The sequence below is a fragment of the uncultured Streptomyces sp. genome, from assembly GCF_947488945.1.
In the GTDB taxonomy this organism is placed as follows: domain Bacteria; phylum Actinomycetota; class Actinomycetes; order Streptomycetales; family Streptomycetaceae; genus Streptomyces.
On record NZ_CANLBS010000017.1, the window covers coordinates 159,225 to 178,185 of the forward strand.

General features: G+C 72.5%; 13 protein-coding genes. 5 read left to right on the forward strand and 8 right to left on the reverse strand.

Going from position 1 to position 18,961, the window contains the following annotated elements:
* The first annotated feature begins 19 nt into the window (after window positions 1–19).
* From Q0994_RS24675 to Q0994_RS24690, 4 genes are all read left to right on the forward strand, one after another.
* Window positions 20–1,309, forward strand: coding sequence for a cytochrome P450 (locus Q0994_RS24675; protein WP_299538395.1), 1,290 nt, complete (start codon window positions 20–22; stop codon window positions 1,307–1,309).
* Window positions 1,306–2,529, forward strand: coding sequence for a cytochrome P450 (locus Q0994_RS24680; protein ID WP_299538396.1), 1,224 nt, complete (start codon window positions 1,306–1,308; stop codon window positions 2,527–2,529). The genes Q0994_RS24675 and Q0994_RS24680 overlap by 4 nt, the downstream gene beginning before the upstream one ends.
* Before the next feature lie 268 nt (window positions 2,530–2,797).
* Window positions 2,798–3,820: a pectinesterase family protein gene (locus Q0994_RS24685; RefSeq protein WP_299538397.1), complete on the forward strand. Its 1,023-nt coding sequence runs from the start codon at window positions 2,798–2,800 to the stop codon at window positions 3,818–3,820.
* Between the two features lie 217 nt (window positions 3,821–4,037).
* Window positions 4,038–5,048, forward strand: a complete 1,011-nt coding sequence (locus tag Q0994_RS24690) for a LacI family DNA-binding transcriptional regulator (protein ID WP_299538399.1) — start codon at window positions 4,038–4,040, stop codon at window positions 5,046–5,048.
* A gap of 49 nt (window positions 5,049–5,097) precedes the next feature.
* Here the strand turns inward: Q0994_RS24690 and Q0994_RS24695 are convergent, their stop codons facing one another.
* Window positions 5,098–6,075, reverse strand: a complete 978-nt coding sequence (locus Q0994_RS24695; RefSeq protein WP_299538400.1) for a helix-turn-helix transcriptional regulator — start codon at window positions 6,073–6,075, stop codon at window positions 5,098–5,100.
* 85 nt (window positions 6,076–6,160) lie between these two features.
* Between Q0994_RS24695 and Q0994_RS24700 the strand changes: the two genes are divergently transcribed.
* Entirely contained in the window at window positions 6,161–7,384 is a 1,224-nt protein-coding gene (locus tag Q0994_RS24700) for an MFS transporter (RefSeq protein ID WP_299538401.1), read from the forward strand.
* Window positions 7,385–7,497: 113 nt separating this feature from the next.
* On the opposite strand, the gene Q0994_RS24705 is transcribed toward Q0994_RS24700, so the two are convergent.
* The 7 genes from Q0994_RS24705 to Q0994_RS24735 all read right to left on the reverse strand — a co-directional run bounded on the left by Q0994_RS24705 (window position 7,498) and on the right by Q0994_RS24735 (window position 18,652).
* Entirely contained in the window at window positions 7,498–8,217 is a 720-nt protein-coding gene (locus Q0994_RS24705) for a GH12 family glycosyl hydrolase domain-containing protein (protein WP_299538402.1), read from the reverse strand.
* A 31-nt stretch (window positions 8,218–8,248) separates the two neighbouring features.
* On the reverse strand, window positions 8,249–10,600 hold the full coding sequence (locus Q0994_RS24710; RefSeq protein ID WP_299538404.1) for a glycosyl hydrolase family 95 catalytic domain-containing protein: 2,352 nt from the start codon (window positions 10,598–10,600) through the stop codon (window positions 8,249–8,251).
* Entirely contained in the window at window positions 10,597–12,600 is a 2,004-nt protein-coding gene (locus tag Q0994_RS24715) for a beta-galactosidase (protein ID WP_299538405.1), read from the reverse strand. The genes Q0994_RS24710 and Q0994_RS24715 overlap by 4 nt, the downstream gene beginning before the upstream one ends.
* Before the next feature lie 14 nt (window positions 12,601–12,614).
* Entirely contained in the window at window positions 12,615–14,882 is a 2,268-nt protein-coding gene (locus tag Q0994_RS24720; RefSeq protein ID WP_299538407.1) for an exo-alpha-sialidase, read from the reverse strand.
* Window positions 14,883–15,019: 137 nt separating this feature from the next.
* Complete coding sequence (locus Q0994_RS24725) at window positions 15,020–15,955, reverse strand: carbohydrate ABC transporter permease (RefSeq protein ID WP_299538433.1); 936 nt, start codon at window positions 15,953–15,955, stop codon at window positions 15,020–15,022.
* Between the two features lie 5 nt (window positions 15,956–15,960).
* A complete protein-coding gene (locus Q0994_RS24730; protein WP_299538409.1) occupies window positions 15,961–16,977 on the reverse strand; it encodes a sugar ABC transporter permease in 1,017 nt (338 codons plus the stop codon).
* Between the two features lies 1 nt (window position 16,978).
* Window positions 16,979–18,652: an extracellular solute-binding protein gene (locus tag Q0994_RS24735; RefSeq protein ID WP_299538410.1), complete on the reverse strand. Its 1,674-nt coding sequence runs from the start codon at window positions 18,650–18,652 to the stop codon at window positions 16,979–16,981.
* Window positions 18,653–18,961 lie beyond the last annotated feature (309 nt).

The following is an 18,961-nucleotide window of genomic DNA, read 5'->3' on the forward strand; positions in this document are numbered from 1 at the left end:
TGTCCCTGGAGTCCGTACGATGACGAGCACCTCCTTACCCGCAGCCGCCACGTCCGGAGGCGGCTGCCCCGCGCACCTCTCCACCGCCCCCGTGCAGCTCGGCGGGGGCGCGCTCCAGGCCGAACCTCGGGCCCTGTACCGGAAGATGCGGCACGAGTACGGGTCCGTGGTACCCGTGGAGCTCCCCGGAGGGGTTCCCGCCTGGCTGGTCGTCGGGTACCGGGAGCTGCACCGGGTCATGGGCGACGGCGAGCTCTTCCCTCGGGACGTCGGGCTGTGGAACCAGTGGGAGCGCATTCCCGAGGACTGGCCGCTGCTCCCCATGGTCGGCCGGCCCATGCCATCCATCTACTTCACCGCGGGCGCCGAACACCGCCGGCACGCGGCGATGGTGGTGCCCGCGCTGGAGGCGGCGGACCCGCTGGAGATCCGGGAGCACTGCGAGCAGCTCGCCGACCGGCTCGTCGACGACGTCTGCACCCGGGGCGCCGCCGACCTGGTCGCCGACTTCGCCGAGCCGCTGCCCGTCCTCGTCCTGGCCCGGCTCGTCGGCTTCCCCGACGCCGAAGGCAGGGACATCGCCCGGGTCCTGAAGGACCTCGCGGACGGGGGGCCCGGCGCCCAGGAGGCGCACGGCCGGTTCGGTGAGCACATGCGGAGGCTGGTGGAGGCCAAGCGGGCCACCCCCGGCGACGACATCACCTCCCGCATGCTCGCCGATCCGGAGCCCTTCACGGATGAGGAGTACGCCCTCGACCTGATGGCCATCACCGCGGCCGGGCACCTCACCACCGCCGACTGGATCAGCAACTCGCTGCGTCTGATGCTGACCGAGGACCAGTTCGCCGACTCCCTGGCGGGCGGCCGGCGCAGCGTCGGCGACGCGATGAACGAGGTCCTCTGGGAGGAGAGCCCGACCCAGATCCTGGCCGGCCGCTGGGCGGCCCGCGACACGCGGCTCGGAGGCCGGACCATCCGTGCCGGGGACATGCTGCTGCTCGGCCTGGGCGCCGCCAACACCGACCCGCTGATCCGTCAGGACGCGCTGCCGGGCGGCGTGGGGCAACGGGCGGGCAACGGGGCGCACCTGGCGTTCAGCCACGGGGAATACCGCTGCCCCTTCCCGGCGCAGGAGATCGCGGAGACCATCGCACGGACCGCCATCGAGGTCATCCTCGACCGGCTGCCCGACCTCGAACTCGCCGTGCCCGTCCAGGATCTCGTCCGTCGGCCGTCCGCCTTCCTGTGCGGGACGAACGCGCTCCCGGTCCGTTTCACGCCCGCGCCCATGACAGGAGACCAGCTGTGAACTGCCCGTACGCCACCGTGGTCGTCGATCCGCTGGTCCAGGATCTCGACGGTGAGACCGAACGGCTCCGCGCGTTCTCTCCGCTCGCGCGCGTCGAGCTCCTCGGGGTCCCCGCGTGGGCGATCACCGGGCACGCCGAGGCCCGTCGGCTCCTCGTCGACCCGCGGCTGGTGAAGGACCTGGACGCCTGGGGCCTGTGGCGCAGCGGTGAGGTGACCCACGCCTGGCCGCTCATCGGCATGATCGACGCGGGGCGTTCCATGTTCACCGTGGACGGCGAGGAGCACCGCAGGCTGCGGACGAAGACCTCCCAGGCGCTCACCCCGCGCCGCCTGGAGGCGATCCGCCCCGAGATCGAGCGGTTCACCGCAGAGCTGCTGGACGCGCTCGCCGAGCAGGGCGCGGACGGCGTCGTGGACCTCAAGTCCGTGTTCGCCCAGCCGCTGCCGATGCGCGTGGTCGGTCTGCTGATGGGCGTGGACGAGGCGCTGCACCCCATGCTGACCCGGCAGTACAAGGCGTTCTTCTCCATGCTCACCCCGCAGGAGGAACGTCTCGCTCTGCTTGCCGAACTCGACGTCTTCTACGCCGAGTTGGTGCGGGGGAAGACCGCCCGCCCGACCGACGACCTGACCAGCGCGCTGATCCTCGCGGACGAGGGCGGGAAGCCGCTCACCGAGGAGGAGGTGGTCGGCAACCTCAAGGCGATGGTGGCGGCGGGGCACGAGACCACGATCGGGCTCATCCTCAACGCCGTGCGTGCGCTGCTCGCCCATCCCGACCAGTTGCGCAAGGTGCTGGACGGTGAGATCCCGTGGGAGACGGTGATCGAGGAGACCCTGCGCTGGGACACGCCCACCACCCACCTGCTGATGCGGTTCGCGACCGAGGACATCGAGGTCGGTGACCACGTGATCGCGGAGGGGGAGGGCGTGGTGATCTCCTACCGGGCCATCGGCCGCGACACCACCCACCACGGGGAGGACGCCGACGCCTTCGACGTCACCCGGCCGACCCCGATCCGGCACATGACCTTCGGCCACGGCCCGCACATCTGTCCCGGAGCGGCGCTGTCCCGGATCGAGGCCGGCATCGCCCTGCCCGCCCTGTTCGGGCGCTTTCCCGGTCTGCGACTCGCGATCGCCGACGACGAGATCCGCAAGCTGCCGGTCATGACCCAGAACGACATGGAGGCGTTCCCCGTACTGCTCCACGGCTGACCGGGCGCTCCGACCCGGCGGGCACCCCGCCCGCGGCGCTCCCACCCGCGGGTACCTGGCCCGCGGTGCTCCCATCCGCGGGCGCCCCGCCCGCGGCGCGGGCGGCCGGCACCGGGCGTACTCTTCGCGGCAACCTTTTCGTCGTCGGTGGCGACTGGAGGACGGAGCCCCACATCCTCCGCCCCCGACCGAAACGGATCACGTCATGGCTGTGAATCGACGACGTACGGCTCTTCGTCCCGGACCGCGCCGGGTGGTGACACTGGGGGTGAGCGCAGTGCTGGCTGCGGGCGCGCTCCAGGCGACCGGGTCGGCCTCGGCCGCCGCGGTGGCGACCACGCTCACCGTCGCCAAGGACGGCAGCGGGCAGTACACGACGGTGCAGGCCGCGGTGAACGCGGTCCCGGCGGGCAACACGGCACGGGTGGTCGTCCTCATCAAGCCGGGAACCTACCGCGAGTTGGTGAAGATCCCCTCCACCAAGCAGAACGTCACCCTGCAGGGCAGCGGTACCAGCCGAAACGACACGGTCATCGTCTACGGCAACGCCTCCGGCACGCAGAAACCCGACGGGTCGGGTACGTACGGGACCAGTGGCAGCGCGACCCTCGCGGCTGAAGCAAACGGCTTCCAGGCCCGCAACCTCACCATCGCCAACGACTTCGACGAGGCCGCGCACCAGAACATGAGCGGCCTTCAGGCGGTCGCGCTGCGTACCGCCGCCGACAAGGTCGTCCTCGACTCCGTCGTCGTCACCGGCGACCAGGACACCCTGCTGCTGGACACCGCCTCCAAGACGACGCTCGGGCGCGTCTGGATGACCAACTCCTATGTCGTCGGCAACGTCGACTTCATCTTCGGCCGGGCCACCGCGGTGATCGACAAGTCGGTCATCACGCTGAAGAAGCGCTGGGACGGCAGTTCGGCCGGCTACATCACGGCGCCCAGCACCGCCGCCGGACGCAAGGGCTTCCTGATCACCGGCTCGACCGTCAACGGCGATGTCTCCGCCGCCTCCTTTTACCTCGGCCGGCCGTGGCACGCGGGCGGCGACGCGACGCTCGACCCGATGGCCACCTTCCGCGGTACGACGCTCAGTTCGGCCGTCAAAGCCGCCCCGTGGACGGACATGAGCGGCTTCTCCTGGAAGGACGACCGGTTCGCGGAGTACCGCAACACCGGTCCCGGTGCCGGTTCCGCGAGCGGCGACCGCCCCCAGCTCTCGGACGCGCAGGCCGCGGAGCAGGAGACCGCCGACTGGCTGGCAGACTGGACGCCTTCGGCTTCCTGACCGGGATGTCGCTCCCGGACGAGATCGGTGGAGTCGAAGCGCTTCGACTGCCCTCAAAGGCAGTGTTCACAGCACCCTGGACAGTGTTTTACGTCGAAGTCTAGGCTCCACTCTGTTGGTGATGATGGTGCAAGTAGGGGCGCGAAGGAGAGCTCGACACCGCCGTGTCGAAGCGCTTCACCTCTTTCGTGGACACCTTTTTCAGGGGAGAAGTCGAATGGTCACGCTTGCCGAGGTCGCCCAGCACGCCGGAGTCTCCGCCAGCACGGTGAGCTACGTCCTCAGCGGGAAACGGTCGATCTCCGCCTCCACCAAGGAGCGCGTCGAACTCAGCATCCAGACGCTGGGCTACCACCCCAACGCGGGCGCCCGCGCCCTGGCGAGCAGCCGGTCCAACATCATCGCCCTCATGGTGCCGTTGCGGACCGACATGTACGTCCCGGTGATGATGGAGATCGCCATCGCCGTCGCCACCGCCGCCCGCACCCACGGGTACGACGTGCTGCTGCTCACCGGTGAGGAGGGCCCGGCCGGGGTGCGCCGCATCGCGGGGAGTTCCCTCGCGGACGCCGTGATCCTGATGGACGTGGAACTGCACGACGAACGCCTGCCGATCCTGCGGGAGAGCGACCGGGCCGCCGTGCTGATCGGTCTGCCCGCCGACACGACCGGACTGACCTGCGTGGACCTGGACTTCGAGGCCACCGGAGCGCTCTGCGTCCAGCACCTGACCGACCTCGGACACCGCGAGATCGCCCTCATCGGCGAGGCGCCCGCCGTGTACGAACGGCACACCGGGTTCGCCGAGCGCACGGTCGACGGGGTACGGGCCAGGGCCGCGGAGACGGGTGTCACCGTGCTGCACCGGCCGTGCGAGGGCGGGTACGCCGCCATGGCCCGGACGCTCGCCCGCATCTTCGACGAGCGGCCCGGCACCACGGGGTTCATCGTGCAGAACGAGGCCGCCGTCGAGCCGCTGCTCAACCTCCTCCAGCAGCAGGGCCGGGCGGTCCCGGAGGACGTGTCCGTCGTCGCGGTCTGCCCCGAGCAGGTGGCGGTGCAGGCATCCGTCCGGCTCACCTCCGTGGCCATCCCCGCCCAGGAGATGGGCCGTCGCGCGGTGGAACAGGTCATGGCGACGCTCACCGGCCGCATCACCGGCGAAGTGGAGCTGCTGGCACCCGAGTTGACCGTACGGGAGAGCACCGGGCCGGCGCCGTCGGCCTGAGGCCGCCGCCCCGCCCCCGCCACCCCCGCCCCGCCCCGCCCCTCCGGACTCAGCCCCCGCCGCGTCCCGCCGCCACCGCCTCGCCCGTTTCCGTCCGGTAGTAGAGGACCGAGCGGCCGGCGCGGCGGCGGCCGATGAGGCCGGCGTCGAGCAGTACGCGCAGATGGCGGCCGACCGAACCGAGCCCCTGGCCGGTCAGCGCCACCAGGTGGGTGGTGCTCTTCGGGGTGCCGAGCAGGACCAGCACGCGGGCCCGCGCGGTGCCGAGCAGCGCGCCGAGCGCCTCCGGTACGGCCACGGCGCCGCCCTGGTCGGCGAGGGTGCCCGAGCAGGGGTAGACGATCGCGTAGCGGTGCGGGGCGTGCCAGCTCACCCACCCGTGGCCGGGGGTGACCGGTACGAACAGCAGCCGTGCGCCGACGATGTCGCGCGGCGGATTGGCGCGGGTGTTGATCTGGAGGCGGCTGTCTCCGAGCCACTGCCTGCCCCGCCCCATGCCCTCCAGCGCCGCCGCCCACCCGTCACGCCCCCCTCTGGCGGCGCGCGCGACGATGTCGGCCTCGATGACTCCGCGGCGGCGCGGCCAGGAGGGCGCGACCGTCCGTTCCCACACCCATTCGAGCAGCGCCGCCGCCCGTTCCGGCAGGTCGTCGCGGTGCAGAACGGCGGGCAGCGGCCCGCCGAGGGAGGCGAGCAGATCGCTGCGGGCCGCCTCCGGCCGGGTGTCGCGTACGCCGGCCACTTCGGTGGGGAAGCCGCCGGGACCGTCCTCGCCGGTCGGCGTGGGCGTCAGGAAGTCCGCTGTCCAGGTGCGGCCCAGCGCGGCCCGGATCAGCGGGGCGGTCACCGGGTCCTCGGCCAACCGTGCCCGGTAGGCGGGAAGATGGTCGTCCAGCCAGGCCCGCTCGCCGGGGTGCGGCGCGGTTCCCCTGTGCAGGGTCTTGAGCGCTCCGACGGTCTCCGCCAGCGGCGACACCGCGAACCGGCTGTCCGCCAACGTGTCGGCGTCCACCTGCCACCAGCCCATGCCGCCCGCCTCCCCCGCGCCGACGTCGTTTCGCGCCGCCGCGAAACATTAACCGCCGCGCCCCGCCCCGGCCGACACTCCCGCCATGCGTACCTACCGGGAACTCTTCCGCGTACCTGAGTTCACCCCCCTCTTCGCCGCCGCCTGCGCGGGTGTGGCCGGCCGCACCCTGAGCGGACTGGCCCTCGGCACCCTGGTCTACGGGGAGACCGGGTCCCCGCTCTCGTCCGCGCTCGCCATGTTCGCCCCGTCGCTCGCCCAGGTGCTCGGCGCGGCGACCCTGCTGTCGGCCGCCGACCGGCTCCCGCCCCGCGCCGCGCTGACCGGCCTGGCACTACTGACCTGCGCCGCCACCGCGCTCCTCGCCCTGCCCGGCTTCCCGCTGTGGGCGGCCTTCGCCGTGCTGCTGTCCCTGGGCGTGGTGTCCGCGCCCGCCGGCGGGGTGCGGTACGGGTTGCTGAACGAGGTCCTCGCCCAGCATGGCTATCTGCTCGGCCGCTCGCTGCTCAACATGTCCACCGGGCTCATGCAGATCGCCGGATACGGGACGGGAGCGGTGCTGCTGGTCGTGCTGTCGCCGCGAGGGGCGCTGCTCGTCGCGGCGGCGCTGCACCTGGCCGCCGCGCTCACCGCGCGGTACGGGCTGCTGTGCCGCCCGCCCCGCGCGTCGGGCCGGCTCTCCGTCGCCGCGACGTGGCGGATCAACCGGCTGCTCTGGGCGTCGCCGCCCCGCCGGTACGTCTTCCTCGCCCTGTGGGTGCCCAACGGCCTGATCGTGGGGTGCGAGTCGCTGTTCGTCCCCTACGCGCCCCGGCACGCGGGGCTGCTCTTCGCGTGTGCCGCGCTCGGCATGCTGGCGGGGGACGTGCTGACCGGCCGGTTCCTGCCGCCCCGGTGGCGGGCGCGGCTCGCGGCGCCGATGCGGCTGCTCCTCGCCGTCCCGTACCTGCTCTTCGCGTACGGGCCGCCGTTGCCCGTCGCCGCGGCGGCCGTCGTGCTGGCCTCCGTGGGGTACGCGGCGAGTCTGCTGCTCCAGGAGCGACTGCTCGCCCTCACCCCGGAGCGCCGGACCGGACAGGCGCTCGGTCTGCACTCGTCCGGGACGACGGCCGTGCAGGGGGCGGGCGCGGCGCTGGCGGGCGGTGTCGCCCAGTACACCTCGCCGACCGCGGCGATGGCCGTGATGGCGGTGCTCTCCGTCGCCGTCACCCTGGTGCTGGCCCCGGGGCTGCGACCTGCGGCCGGGGTTCCGGCGGGCGGGGCCGCCGGCGCGGAAGCGGCCGGGGAGCAGGACGCGCCGGCGCGGTAGGCGCGGGACGCGAAGGCGCGTGGGTGCAGGCAGTGGCGCGAAGGCGCGGGGGCGCAGGCGGTGGCGCGGGGACCGGTCCTCACCCGGAGGTCCGGGCCCCCGCGCCGCTCCCGTCAGCCGGAGGAGACGCTGAAGGAGTTCGTCCGGAAGTCCATCCCGCCCGCCGACGAGGTGATCTCGTAGCCGAACTGGACGTCACCGATGGTCTCGTCGCCCCACCAGCCCTTGGTGTCCTTGATCCACTTCAGGATCGGCAGCACGTTGACGGTGCCGGCGGACGAGTCCGAGGTGCGGAGGAACGAGAAGACCTGGTTGGCGCCGTTGTCGCCCTTGTAGACGGCCCAGGTGTGGCCGCCGAGCGTCACCGTCCCCTGCGAGGTGCCGAGGGGGCCGACCGCGCCGTTGTAGTTGACCCAGAGCATCACCTCGTAGTCGTAGTCGGTGTCCCAGATGTCGTACGAGGTGTTGTACGCCCCGCCGGACGGCACGGTGACGTTGTAGCTGCTGGTCAGCGACGTCAGCGAGGAGAGCGGCTTGTTCACGATCTTCTTGGCGTTGGGGTAGGACTTGATGCCGCCGGTGTTCGGGTGGTCGGCCCAGACGCCCCAGTTGCTGGAGGAGTTGGCCCAGATGGACTGGGTTCCGGCGCCGGAGCCCCAGATGTTGTTGTAGAGGATGTAGTTGTCGGAGGTGGTGTAGTTGCCCCACTGGTCCGACGAGGACCAGATCGCCGCGTGGGCGGGGGCGGCGGCGAAGCCGATCAGCGCGGCGACGGCCGCGGCCGGTGCCACGACGAGACGGGTGAGGGCAGGTCGTGCCGGGGATGACGCCATGGTGTCCCTTTCCATGGTGGGGGGAGTGTCGCTACCGCGGTCTCAGGGTGAGGACGCGGTCCACGCCGGCCGTCAGGACGAGCGGCTCCTGCGGGCGGCCGGCGGAGTCCGGGGTGGGGGGAGCGGGTGCGGGGGCCTGCGGGCCGGCGGGTTCCGCGCCACCGGCCTCGTGCACGGTCAGCCCCGGCCCGGTGCGTACGTCGATCCGGGCGTCCCGGTCCGGGCGGAGCACGGCGGTCGCCCCGTCCGGCGACCAGGTCAGGTCGACGCGCGCGCCGAACCGGGTACGCACACCGGTCAGTTCGCCGTACGGGTGGAGGGGCGCGGCGGCGGTCGGCAGCAGTACCAGGCGGTCCGGGGCGGACTGGACGAGGCTCTCCAGGACGAGGGCGGGCAGCGCGTGCGCGGCGTCGGCGTTGTAGACGTCCCGGCCCGGATAGTGCGCGCTCATCAGCGAGTCGTGGAAGTAGTCGCCCCCCAGCACCGACGCCAGCGCTGCCGACGCGCGTACGCCGTCCCTCAGGCGGGCCGCGATCAGGCCGTGGTGCAGATGGCCGTGGGCGGAGCCGTTCTCCGGTCCGCGCAGGGCGAGCGCCCGGTGCGCGGCCTCGGCGAGCTCCGGCGTGTCGTACGGATTGATCTCCGTCAGCGGCCACACCGCGTACAGATGGCTCAGATGCCGGTGGTCGTAGGTGTCGCGCAGTCCGGGCCAGGCCCACTCGGCGAGGGCGCCGTCCTCGTTGACCCGGTGGGAGGGGAGCCGGTCGGCCAGGGCCCGCCGGCGTCGGGCCGTGGACGTGCCGGGGCGGAGCGCAGCGGCGGTGGTGAGGGCGTGGCGGGCCGCGGTGATGTCCATGGCGGCGTTGAGCGTGCCCCAGCTCGCGTTCTCCGGACGGTTCTCCGGCGAGTACGAGGGGACGATGACCAGGGTGCCGTCCGGTGTGGAACGGGTGAGGAAGTCCTCGTAGAAGAGCGCCGTCTCGTCCAGGGCGGAGATCAGCTCCGACGGGAACTCGCCTGTCGTGTCGGCCTGTTCGAGCAGCGGGGCCAGCAGCCAGTCCGCGCCCGCCGTCCACAGGTGCAGCGGGTAGGCGCGCTGGAAGTGCCGGGTGTGGCCGCCGGCGCCGTCGGTGTGGGAGGGCGCCACGATGCCGCGGGCGCCGAACAGCGCGCGGGCGTTGTCCCGCCAGTCCGCCAACTGGCCCATGATGAGCCGGGCGTGGGCCTCCATGACCTCGGTGAGGCCGGCGGCCGGTGCGCAGGCCACCTGGAGGTTCAGGTTGGCGTTGGTGGTGAACGCCCCCGACCAGGCGGTGTCCCACTCCCCGGTCCAGATGCCGGGCAGCCGGGGCGGCAGCAGCCCGGAGGAGGACAGGAGGTGGTAGCGGCCCGCCGCGAAGAGCCGCTCCAGCAGGGCGGGGCTCGACGGGCGGCGCAGCAGCTCGCTGCCGGGCAGTGCCCCGAGGCTGTCCTCGGCGTCCGGCAGTCGCAACGCGACCCGTTCGAACGCGGCCCGCTGCGGGGGGAGATGGCGGGCCATGAGCGACTCGTAGTCGCCCTCGGGCAGGGTGACCGGCCGTGTCGCCCCCGCGTCGTCCGCGTCCCTGCGGACCCGCGTCAGCAGCAGCAGGGACGCGGCGCCCGTCACCCGGACCCCGTCCCCCGACACGGTGACCGTGCCTGTCTCGGCACGCAGCCGGGTGGTGCCGGTGTACGAGGCGGTGCTGCCCGGATAGCCGACGCGCAGGGTGAGCAGCGCGCCGTCCGGGGTCAGCTCGGTGGAACGCGTGACCGCGAGGTCGGCGGGCGCGCCGGGCAGCGCGTGGTCCAGGACGAACTGGGCCACCGGGCCGGGTGCGGTGACGTGCTGCACGATCACGTCGTCCGGCCGGGAGACGAAGACCCGGCTGCGCCAGGCCCCGCGGGCGGCGCCCGCCTGGCCGGAACCGAACTCCACCCACCTGCGGTAGCCGCTTCCCTGATCCCGGACTGCGACGTCGTCGCCGCCCGGCTCCGGGGGCCCGCCGCGCAGCCGGGTTTGGAACGCGGGGTGGAACGGCTGGACCCACAGCATCGGGTACGCGGCCCCGAAGCGCTCCGCCGCCGCGGTGTCACCGGCCAGCAACGCGTCCTGCAACGCTCCCAGTTCGTCCGCCAGCTCGGGCGGTCGCGCGTGCTCGCTGCCGTTGGGGCGCACCAGGGTGTGGTGGGTGACGACGACCCGGTCGTCGGCCGGATCTCCGTACACCATCGCCCCGTGGCTGCCGTTGCCGCTGAGGAACGCGTCCTCCCACCGGGCGGCCGGGCGCGGCTCCCAGGTCCCGCCGGCGTTGCCGAAGGCGCCCCGGCCCCCGCCGCCCCCGCCCGGCCGACCGCCGTTCACGCCGCGCCGTCCAGGGGGCGGAGCGCGACGACGCCGTACCGGCCCAGTTCCACGCGTCCCGAGGTCTTGGCGCCGGTCAGCAGGTCGAGGTGGTCGCCGGCCGGCAGCTCCACGGAGACCGGCCCGGTGCCGTGGTGGAGGAGGAAGAGCACCGGGCCCCGGCGCACCGCCTCGACGCCGGCGGGCAGTCCTTCCAGCACCGGCCGCACGCCCGCGCCGGCGGTGATCCGGGCCAGCAGGGCGGCCAGCGACGCCGGTTCCGGGAGGGTGGAGACGTACCAGGCGGTGCCGTTGCGGAGCACCGCGGGGAGCCCGTCCAGTTCGCCGCCCCGGTAGGCGGCGACGGTCTCGGCGCCGTCCTCGGCCTCCAGCTCCTCCGACCAGAGCAGCCCTTCGAACGCCTCCGTCCCGCCGGTCCCGCCGCACTCCACCGTCGCGTCCGCGTCTAGCGGCCACCACTCGTGGACCGCGCGGATGCCGAACAGGGCGCGCAGCCGTGCGTCCATGCCGCCGGGCCGGATGCGGTTCTCCCGGTCCGCGACGCCGGTGAAGAAGCCGCAGACCAGGGTCCCGCCCCCGGCGGCGTACGCCACCAGGTTGTCGATCGCCGCGTCCGACAGCAGATGGAGCTGGGGGACGACGACCACGCGGTACCCGGACAGGTCGCCCTCCGGGCGGGCGAACGCCGTGGTGACGCCGTTCTCCCACAGCCCCCGGTGCCAGGCCCGCACCACCTCGGGGTAGTCGACGAGCGTCGAGGGGCGGCCGGCCTGACCGCTCGCCCACCAGGCGTCCCAGTCGTGCAGCACCGCCACCCCGGCCGCCACCGGGGCGCCCTCCACCGCCTCGCCCAGTTCGGCGAGTTCGGCGCCGATGCGGGCGATCTCGCGGAACCCGCGGCTGTGTTCACCCGCGTGCGGGACCATCGCGGAGTGGAACTTCTCCGCCCCCTGGCGGGACTGGCGCCACTGGAAGTAGCAGACGGCGTCCGCGCCGCGGGCGACCGACTGGAGCGACCAGAGGCGGTTCAGCCCGGCGGGCTTGGGGCGGTTCACGGGACGCCAGTTGACGGCGCCCGCCGCCTGCTCCATCAGCATCCACGGGCCGCCCGCCTGCGAGCGGGTCATGTCGCCGAGCATCGCGTTGTACTGGCCGCCCCACGGGTCCTGCGGGTCGGGGTAGACGTCGACGGAGACGATGTCCTCGTGCTCCGCCCACGCCCAGGCGTCCTGCCCGGACCACAGCGGCATGAAGTTGGTGGTGACCGGGACGCCGGGGGTGTGCCGGGCGACGATGTCGCGCTCGGCGCGGTAGCACTCCAGCAGCGCGTCCGAGGTGAACCGCCGGAAGTCAAGCACCTGCGCCGGGTTGTGCAGGTACTGGGCCTTGCGGGGCGGCAGGATCTCCTCCCAGTCCGCGTATCCCTGGCTCCAGAACGCCGTGCCCCACGCCTCGTTGAGGGCGTCGAGGGTGGTGTGGCGTTCGATGAGCCAGCGCCGGAAGTGGGCGGCCGTCTCGTCGCAGTAACAGGAGGTGCAGTACTCGTTGTTGATGTGCCAGACGGTGAGTGCGGGGTGGTCGGCGTACCGGGCGGCGAGGTCCTCGGTGAGGGCCGCCGCGTACCGCCGGTAGACCGGGGAGCTGGCGCAGAAGTGCTGGCGCGAGCCGTACCAGACGACCGAGCCGTCCTCGGCGCGCGGCAGCGTCTGCGGGTGGAGCGCGCCCATCCACGGCGGCGGCGACGAGGTGGGGGTGGCGAGCACCACCCCGATGCCGGCCCCGTGCATCAGGTCCATCACCCGGTCGAGCCAGCCGAAGTCGCGTATGCCCGGACGGGGTTCGATGCGGGCCCAGGAGAACACCCCCACGGTGACGGTGTTCACCCCGGCCTCACGCATCAGCCGGACGTCCTCGGCCCACACCTCCTCGGGCCACTGCTCGGGGTTGTAGTCGCCGCCGAAGAGGATGCGGCCGGCGGTGGCGTCGTGCAGGGACGGCATGGAGTTCTCGTTCCTCACTCAGGGTCCGCGTACTGGATGCCCCGGCCGTTGGTGCCCAGGTACACCCGGCCGTGGACACGGGGATCGCCGGTGATGGTCTCGCCGGTCCACCCCCACTGGTGGGCGTCGTCGTTGATCCGCACCCAGGTGGCGCCGGCGTCGTCGGAGCGCAGCACCGCCACCCCGTCGTGGGTGGCGGACACCCGCCCGGTCTGGAAGACCGCCGGGTAGCCGGAGCCCCCGCGGCCCGGGGCGGCCTTGCCGAAGCCCAGCGCGTGCGACTCCTGGCAGCCCGCGACGGGGGCGAAGGCGTCCCCGCCGTCCGTGGACCGGTGCAGCCCGCCGGTCTTCGCCGACAGCCAGAGGTCGCCCCGGCGGCCCGGTGCCGCGACCATCGCGAACTGGACGTCCCCCGACGGCAGCCCGCCGGACACCTCGGTGAAGGTGGCGCCCGCGTCGGTCGAGCGGTGCACGGTGCCGGTCCGGGTGTCGTACGCGTAGAAGCGCGCCGGATCGACGGGGTCGGCGACCGGTTCGGCGCCCGCCGGGCAGGTCGGGACCTCGGCCCAGCTCGCCCCGCCGTCGGTGGACCGCTGGGCGGGGTAGGGGGTGCCGTCCCAGTGGACGAAGGACCAGACCAGCACCGTGCCGTCGGCGTTCACCGCGATCGGACCGGGTGCGGACGGCGCGATCTCCGGCTGGGCGGCGAACGGCCGCCAGCTCCGGCCGCCGTCCTCGGAGAACGCCCCGGCCGACTGCGAGCCGGACGGCCAGCCGGTGCGCACGACGTAGGAGGGGCGCCGGGCGGCCAGGGCCAGACCGGTCGCCGTGCCGAACACCGGACCGGTCGCCATGCCGCGCGAGGGGGAGGCGGTCAGCGACTCGTGGAACATCACGCCGATGTCGCCGAGTCCGCTCAGCAGGGCGGCACCGCCCCGGTCCGGCGGGGCCAGCAGCTGGCGCACCGAGGACTCCTCAAGCCCGCGGATCCGGGGCGCCCAGTGCGTCAGGTCGCGGGTGCCGTAGATCGTCGCGCCCGTCCCGAAGAGCAGGTTCCGGGAGTCGAAGGGGTCCAGGGCCACGGCCTGGATCCACCAGCCGAACTTCGCCTCGCCGCCCCAGCGCAGGTACGGCGTCTCCGACACGTCGAGCACCGCGGTGTCCTTGAGGGAGGTCCACGTCGCGCCGTCGTCGGTGGTGCGGAAGAGGGTGTCGACGGGGCCCCAGCGGTTGTTGGTGGAGACCACGGCCGTCCCCGGCCGCCGGGCGTCCACGGCGACACCGCCGTAGCCGAACGCGTCGCCGTCCGCCGGGACGAGGGGGGTGACGTCGCTCCACGCACCGGTGACCGTGTCCAGCCGGTGCACCGCGCCGGCGCTCTGGTTGTTGGGGCCGGGCCCGTTCGCGTACGTCACCCACAGGGCGCGCGACCCCGCGTCGTACGCCGCCCGGACGGGGAACGCGGTCGCGCCCGCGGCGGGCGGCTGACCGGGGACGGCCTCCCAGCCGCCGGACGGGGTGGTGCGCAGCAGGGAGGTGGTGCCGTCGCCCCAGCCCGCGTAGACCGTCCGGCCGGCGGCGACCAGCAGGGTGACGCCCTGGCCGGCCGGGTCGGGGGTGACCGGGAAGCCGGTGACGGGCGCCCAGGTCGCGCCCCGGTCGGTGGAGCGCAGCAGCCCGTCGTGGCGGGTGCCGAGCCAGAGCGTGGAGCTGTCGCGCGGGTCGACCAGCAGCCTCTCCCCGGCGCCGCGCCCGTCCTCGTTCGCCCCGAGCCGCACCGTCAGGTCCGCCCGTTTCCAGGTCCTGCCCCGGTCCTCGGACCGCAGCACCGCGCCGGGGGACGCCCAGGACTGGGCGTACGTGCCGAGCGCCAGGTACAGCCGGTCCGGGTGGGAGGGGTCGACGGCCATCGCCTCGACGCCCAGCAGGTTCCAGTCGTCCCAGCCGAGATGGTCGGTGAGCGCCGTCCAGCGGGCCGTGCGGTCGTCCCACCGGTAGGCGCCGCCGATGTCGGTCCGGGCGTAGGCCAGGCCCTTGACGGACGGGTGGAACAGGATGCCGGTGACGAAGCCGGTACCGCCGATCGCCGCGGTCCGCCACCGGTGCGGCTCGGTGGTGGCCGGCCGCCGGGCGGCGACGGCGGGGGACCCCGAGGGGACCACCGCCGCCGCCGCGGCGACCGCCGCGGCGGCGCCGAGCACCGTGCGGCGCGCCGGTGTGGACCGGGCCCGGTCCGGGGGAGCGGAGTCGGGCCCGGGGAACGGGGCGGACGAAACGCGCATGGGGAACACACCTTCCGGATGGGGGAGTTGCCGGGCCGTGCCGTTCTCGGGAGCCGTGCTGTTCTCGGGAGCCGTGGCGTGCGGGAGAGCCGGGGCGTGCGGGGCGTCCGTCCCGTACGGGTGCGCGGGGGCGGGGGTCAGCCCTTGACCGCGCCGGTGAGCATGCCCTCCTTGAAGTGCTTCTGGACGAAGGGCGACAGGACCGCGACCGGGATCAGCGCCAGCACCATGACCGCCATCTGGATGGCGAGCGGCGACAGGTGCCCGGTGTTGATCACCTGGGTGAGCCCGGTGGGCCGCTCCTGCTTCAGCACCAGTTGGTTCATCACGTTCTGCAGCGGCAGCATCTGCGGATCGCTGATGTAGATCGAGGCGTTGAACCAGGCGCTCCAGTACCCCACCGCGTAGAACAGGGTGATGACGGCGATGACCGCGCGGGACAGCGGCATGACGATCTGCCACAGGATGCGGAAGTCGCCGGCGCCGTCGAGCCGGGCGCTCTCGATGAGCTCCTGGGCGGTGCTCATGAAGAAGGCCCGCAGCACCAGGATGTTGAAGACGTTCAGCGCGCTCGGCAGGATCAGCGCCAGGTACGAGTCGGTGAGACCGAGCCCCTGCACCACCAGGTAGGTGGGGATGAGTCCGGCGCCGAAGAACATCGTGGCGAGCATGAACACCAGCAGCGGCCGGTGCAGCACCGAACCGGTCCGGGACAGGCCGTAGGCGCACAGCACCGAGACGGTCATGCTGAACAGGGTCCCGACGACCGTCACGCCGATGCTGATCAGGGTGGCCCGGGTGACCTGGCCCCCGCCCAGCAGTTCCTGGTACGCGACGAAGGTGACGCCGCGCGGGATCACCACCAGGCCGCCGGTCTCGGTGATGGTCTTCACCGAGGAGAGGCTGGTGACGACCACGACCCAGAGCGGGAAGAGGACGGCCAGGCACACCAGCACCAGGACCACGCCCTTGGAGGCGAGGCCCGCCTTCGACGGCTCCTCCTCCCACACCGGTCGGAGCCGACCGCGGGTGCCGGGCTTCACCCCGGCGATGCCGGTGAGCCCGGAGAGCAGGCTGCTCACTTCTTGTACACCCCCTGCTCGCCCATGAGATGGGCGACCTTGTTGGCCCCGAGGACCAGCAGCAGACCGAAGATTCCCTTGACGATGCCGACGGCCGCCGCATAGCTGAACCCGCCGTTGGTGATGCCGACGTTCCAGACGTAGGTGTCGAGCACCTCGGAGGCGCCGGGGCCCACCGCGGTGCGCTGGAGCAGGATCTGCTCGAAGCCCACGGTCAGCGCGTTGCCGACCTGGAGCACCAGCAGCAGGGCCACCACCGGGCGCAGGGCGGGCAGCGTGATGTGCCACATCCGGCGCCAGCGGTTCGCGCCGTCCATCGCGCTCGCCTCGTACAGGTCCGGGCTGACCGAGGCCAGCGCGGCGAGGAAGACGATGACGCCCCAGCCGGCGTCCTTCCAGATCATCTCGAAGGTGATCAGGAACTTGAACAGGCCCGGGTTCGTCATCAGGTCGAAGCCCTCGTGGCCGTGCTCCCGCAGCGTCTGCGCGATGAGTCCCGCGCCGCCGAACATCTGCTGGAAGACGGTGACGACGAGCACCCAGGAGAAGAAGTGCGGCAGGTAGAGGATGGCCTGCGCGACCGCCCGCACCCGGGGGCGCACGAAGCTGTTGACGAACAGCGCCAGCAGGATCGGTACCGGGAAGAACAGGGTGAGCTGGATCAGGAAGATCACCAGCGTGTTCCGCAGCGCCGACCAGAACAAGCGGTCGTTCGCCATCTCCTGGAACCACTCGAACCCGACCCACGGGCTCTGCGCGATCGCCTGGAAGGCGTTGTCCGCGATGTAGGGGTCGTAGTCCTGGAAGGCGACCACGTTGCCCGCGAGCGGGACGTAGGCGAAGACCAGGAGCAGCAGCATCGCCGGCAGGGTCATCAGCAGCAGGGTGCGGTCCCGGCGCAGCCGGTGCCGCAGCGGCATGCCCTTGGCAGCCGTGCGGCGCCCGGCCGCCTTCGTCCGGACCGGCGGCGTCGCCGACTCCCGCGTGCGCCGGTCCTCGGTGCTCAGTGCCATGTCAGGAGGCCGACTCACCGGTCTCGTCGAGCAGCTTCTTGTACCAGTCGCGCAGGGCGTCGCCGCCCTTGGACTTCCAGTCGGACACCGCCTGCTGCATGTCGCCGACCTTCCTGCGGCCGCGCACGATGTCCTTCTCCAGGTCCTCGAACTGGGCGTTCAGCTCGGTGTAGCGGGTGGGTTCCTGGATCTGCATGCCGAAGAAGAGCGGCTTCCTCAGGTGCGCGCCCTGGCGCTGCTGCCACTCGATGACGCCCTTGGCGACGTCCGGGTGGTCGGGGTAGGCGCGGAAGGGGGCGGGGCTGGCGACGTACTCGTAGGTGGCGAAGACCTCGTTGTTGCCCTGCTCGGTCTTGGTGAGGACGCCGTCCTTCAGGGTGTGGTGGGTGCCTTCCAGGCCGTACGCCTTGAGCCGCTGCTCCTTCGAGCCGTACGGGGCGGCCGTGTAGTTGGCGAGCGCGAGGACGTCCTCGACCGTCTTCTTGTCGGCCTTCTTGTTGACGAAGCACCAGATGTTTGAGGGGGCGGCCTCGTAGATGACCGGGTCGCCGCCGTCGTGGGCGAAGAAGTCGATCGCACCCATCCGGAAGTCCGGGTTGTCCAGCCGCTGCACGGTGGTGGCCGCGTACCAGTCGGAGATGTCGGCGTTGTACATCATGACGTTGCCCGCGGAGAAGGTGGTGCGCATGTCACCGGTCTCGGCCTTGGCGTCCGGGTGCACGAATCCGGCCGAGTACAGCGAGCGCGACCACTCCAGCGCTTCCAGGTACTCGTCGGTCTCGTAGCGGTTGACCAGCTTGCCGTCGACGAGCTGCCAGTAGTACGGCTTCTCCGGCAGCACCCCGAAGAACACGAACGACGACCAGGTCATGTCGCTGCACGCCCAGACCTTGCTCTTGGGGGCGTTGATCTCCTTGCAGAGGTCGAAGAACTCCTGGGTGGTGGTGGGGACCTCCCAGCCCTTCTCCTCGAAGAGGTCCGCGCGGTAGAAGGGCGTGATGTTCGGGGTCGACTCCGCGGGCATCGGCAGGCCGCGCAGCTTGCCGGCGAAGACGGCGCGCTGCCAGGCGCCGGTGGGAATGGCCGCCAGGTTCGGGTACGCCTTCACCTTGTCGCCGGAGAGGTACGGGCCGAGGTCCGCGAACTTGTTGGCGATGGCGCTCGGGATCTTGCCGCCCAGCTCCCAGCCGGGGACGACCACGGCGTCCGGGATGCTGGAGGAGGCCAGCACCGCGCCGAGCTTCTGGCCGTAGACGTTGCCGTCCTGGTTCTGCCACTTGACGGAGACGCCGGCCGCCTCGTCCATCGCCTTCCAGTACGGGTTGCCCTCGCCCGGGGAGGTGCCCCACAGCGGCGCCATGATCGTCAGCTCGCCGCCCTTGCCGAGCTTCTTCGGCACCGAGACGGCCAGCTGGTCGGCGGGGAGGGCGGTGGTGAAGCCGTCGGCCGAGCCGTTCTTGCCGGGGATGTCCGGGGTGACGGCCTTCGAGGGCACGTAGGACGGCAGGACGTCCTTCAGCTTCTTGCCGGTGGTGGTGCCCTCGTTCTTCGACCCGCCGGAACCGCCGCCGCAGGCCGCGAGGAGCGGTATCCCGCCGCCCACGACGGCCGCGGCGACGGCGGTGGAGGCGAGGAAGCCTCTCCGGCTCGGGGCGGAGGGGGAGTTCGGCGTCATTGCGTCAACCCTTCGTGGTGCACCAGGACGATCCGTCGGCGGCGTGCCGTTCGGTTCCTCGGTCTGAGGTGGGCGTTACCGTCCGAGCCGGCGGCACGGCGCCGGCCGAGACGAAGCGGCCGACTCCCGTGTCCGATGGGCGGGTTGTCGAAGCGCTTCGATGTTGCAGCGAGGTTAAGTGAACCCTTCCACTCGCACAAGAGTCCGTTTCGAACTTCCTGCCGCGTGTTTCCCACGGGTTTCTCCTGGACGTAAACGTGCATAGGGCAAGCGCTTGTTGCCGCTCTTGACACCCTCGGGGTGGGACCC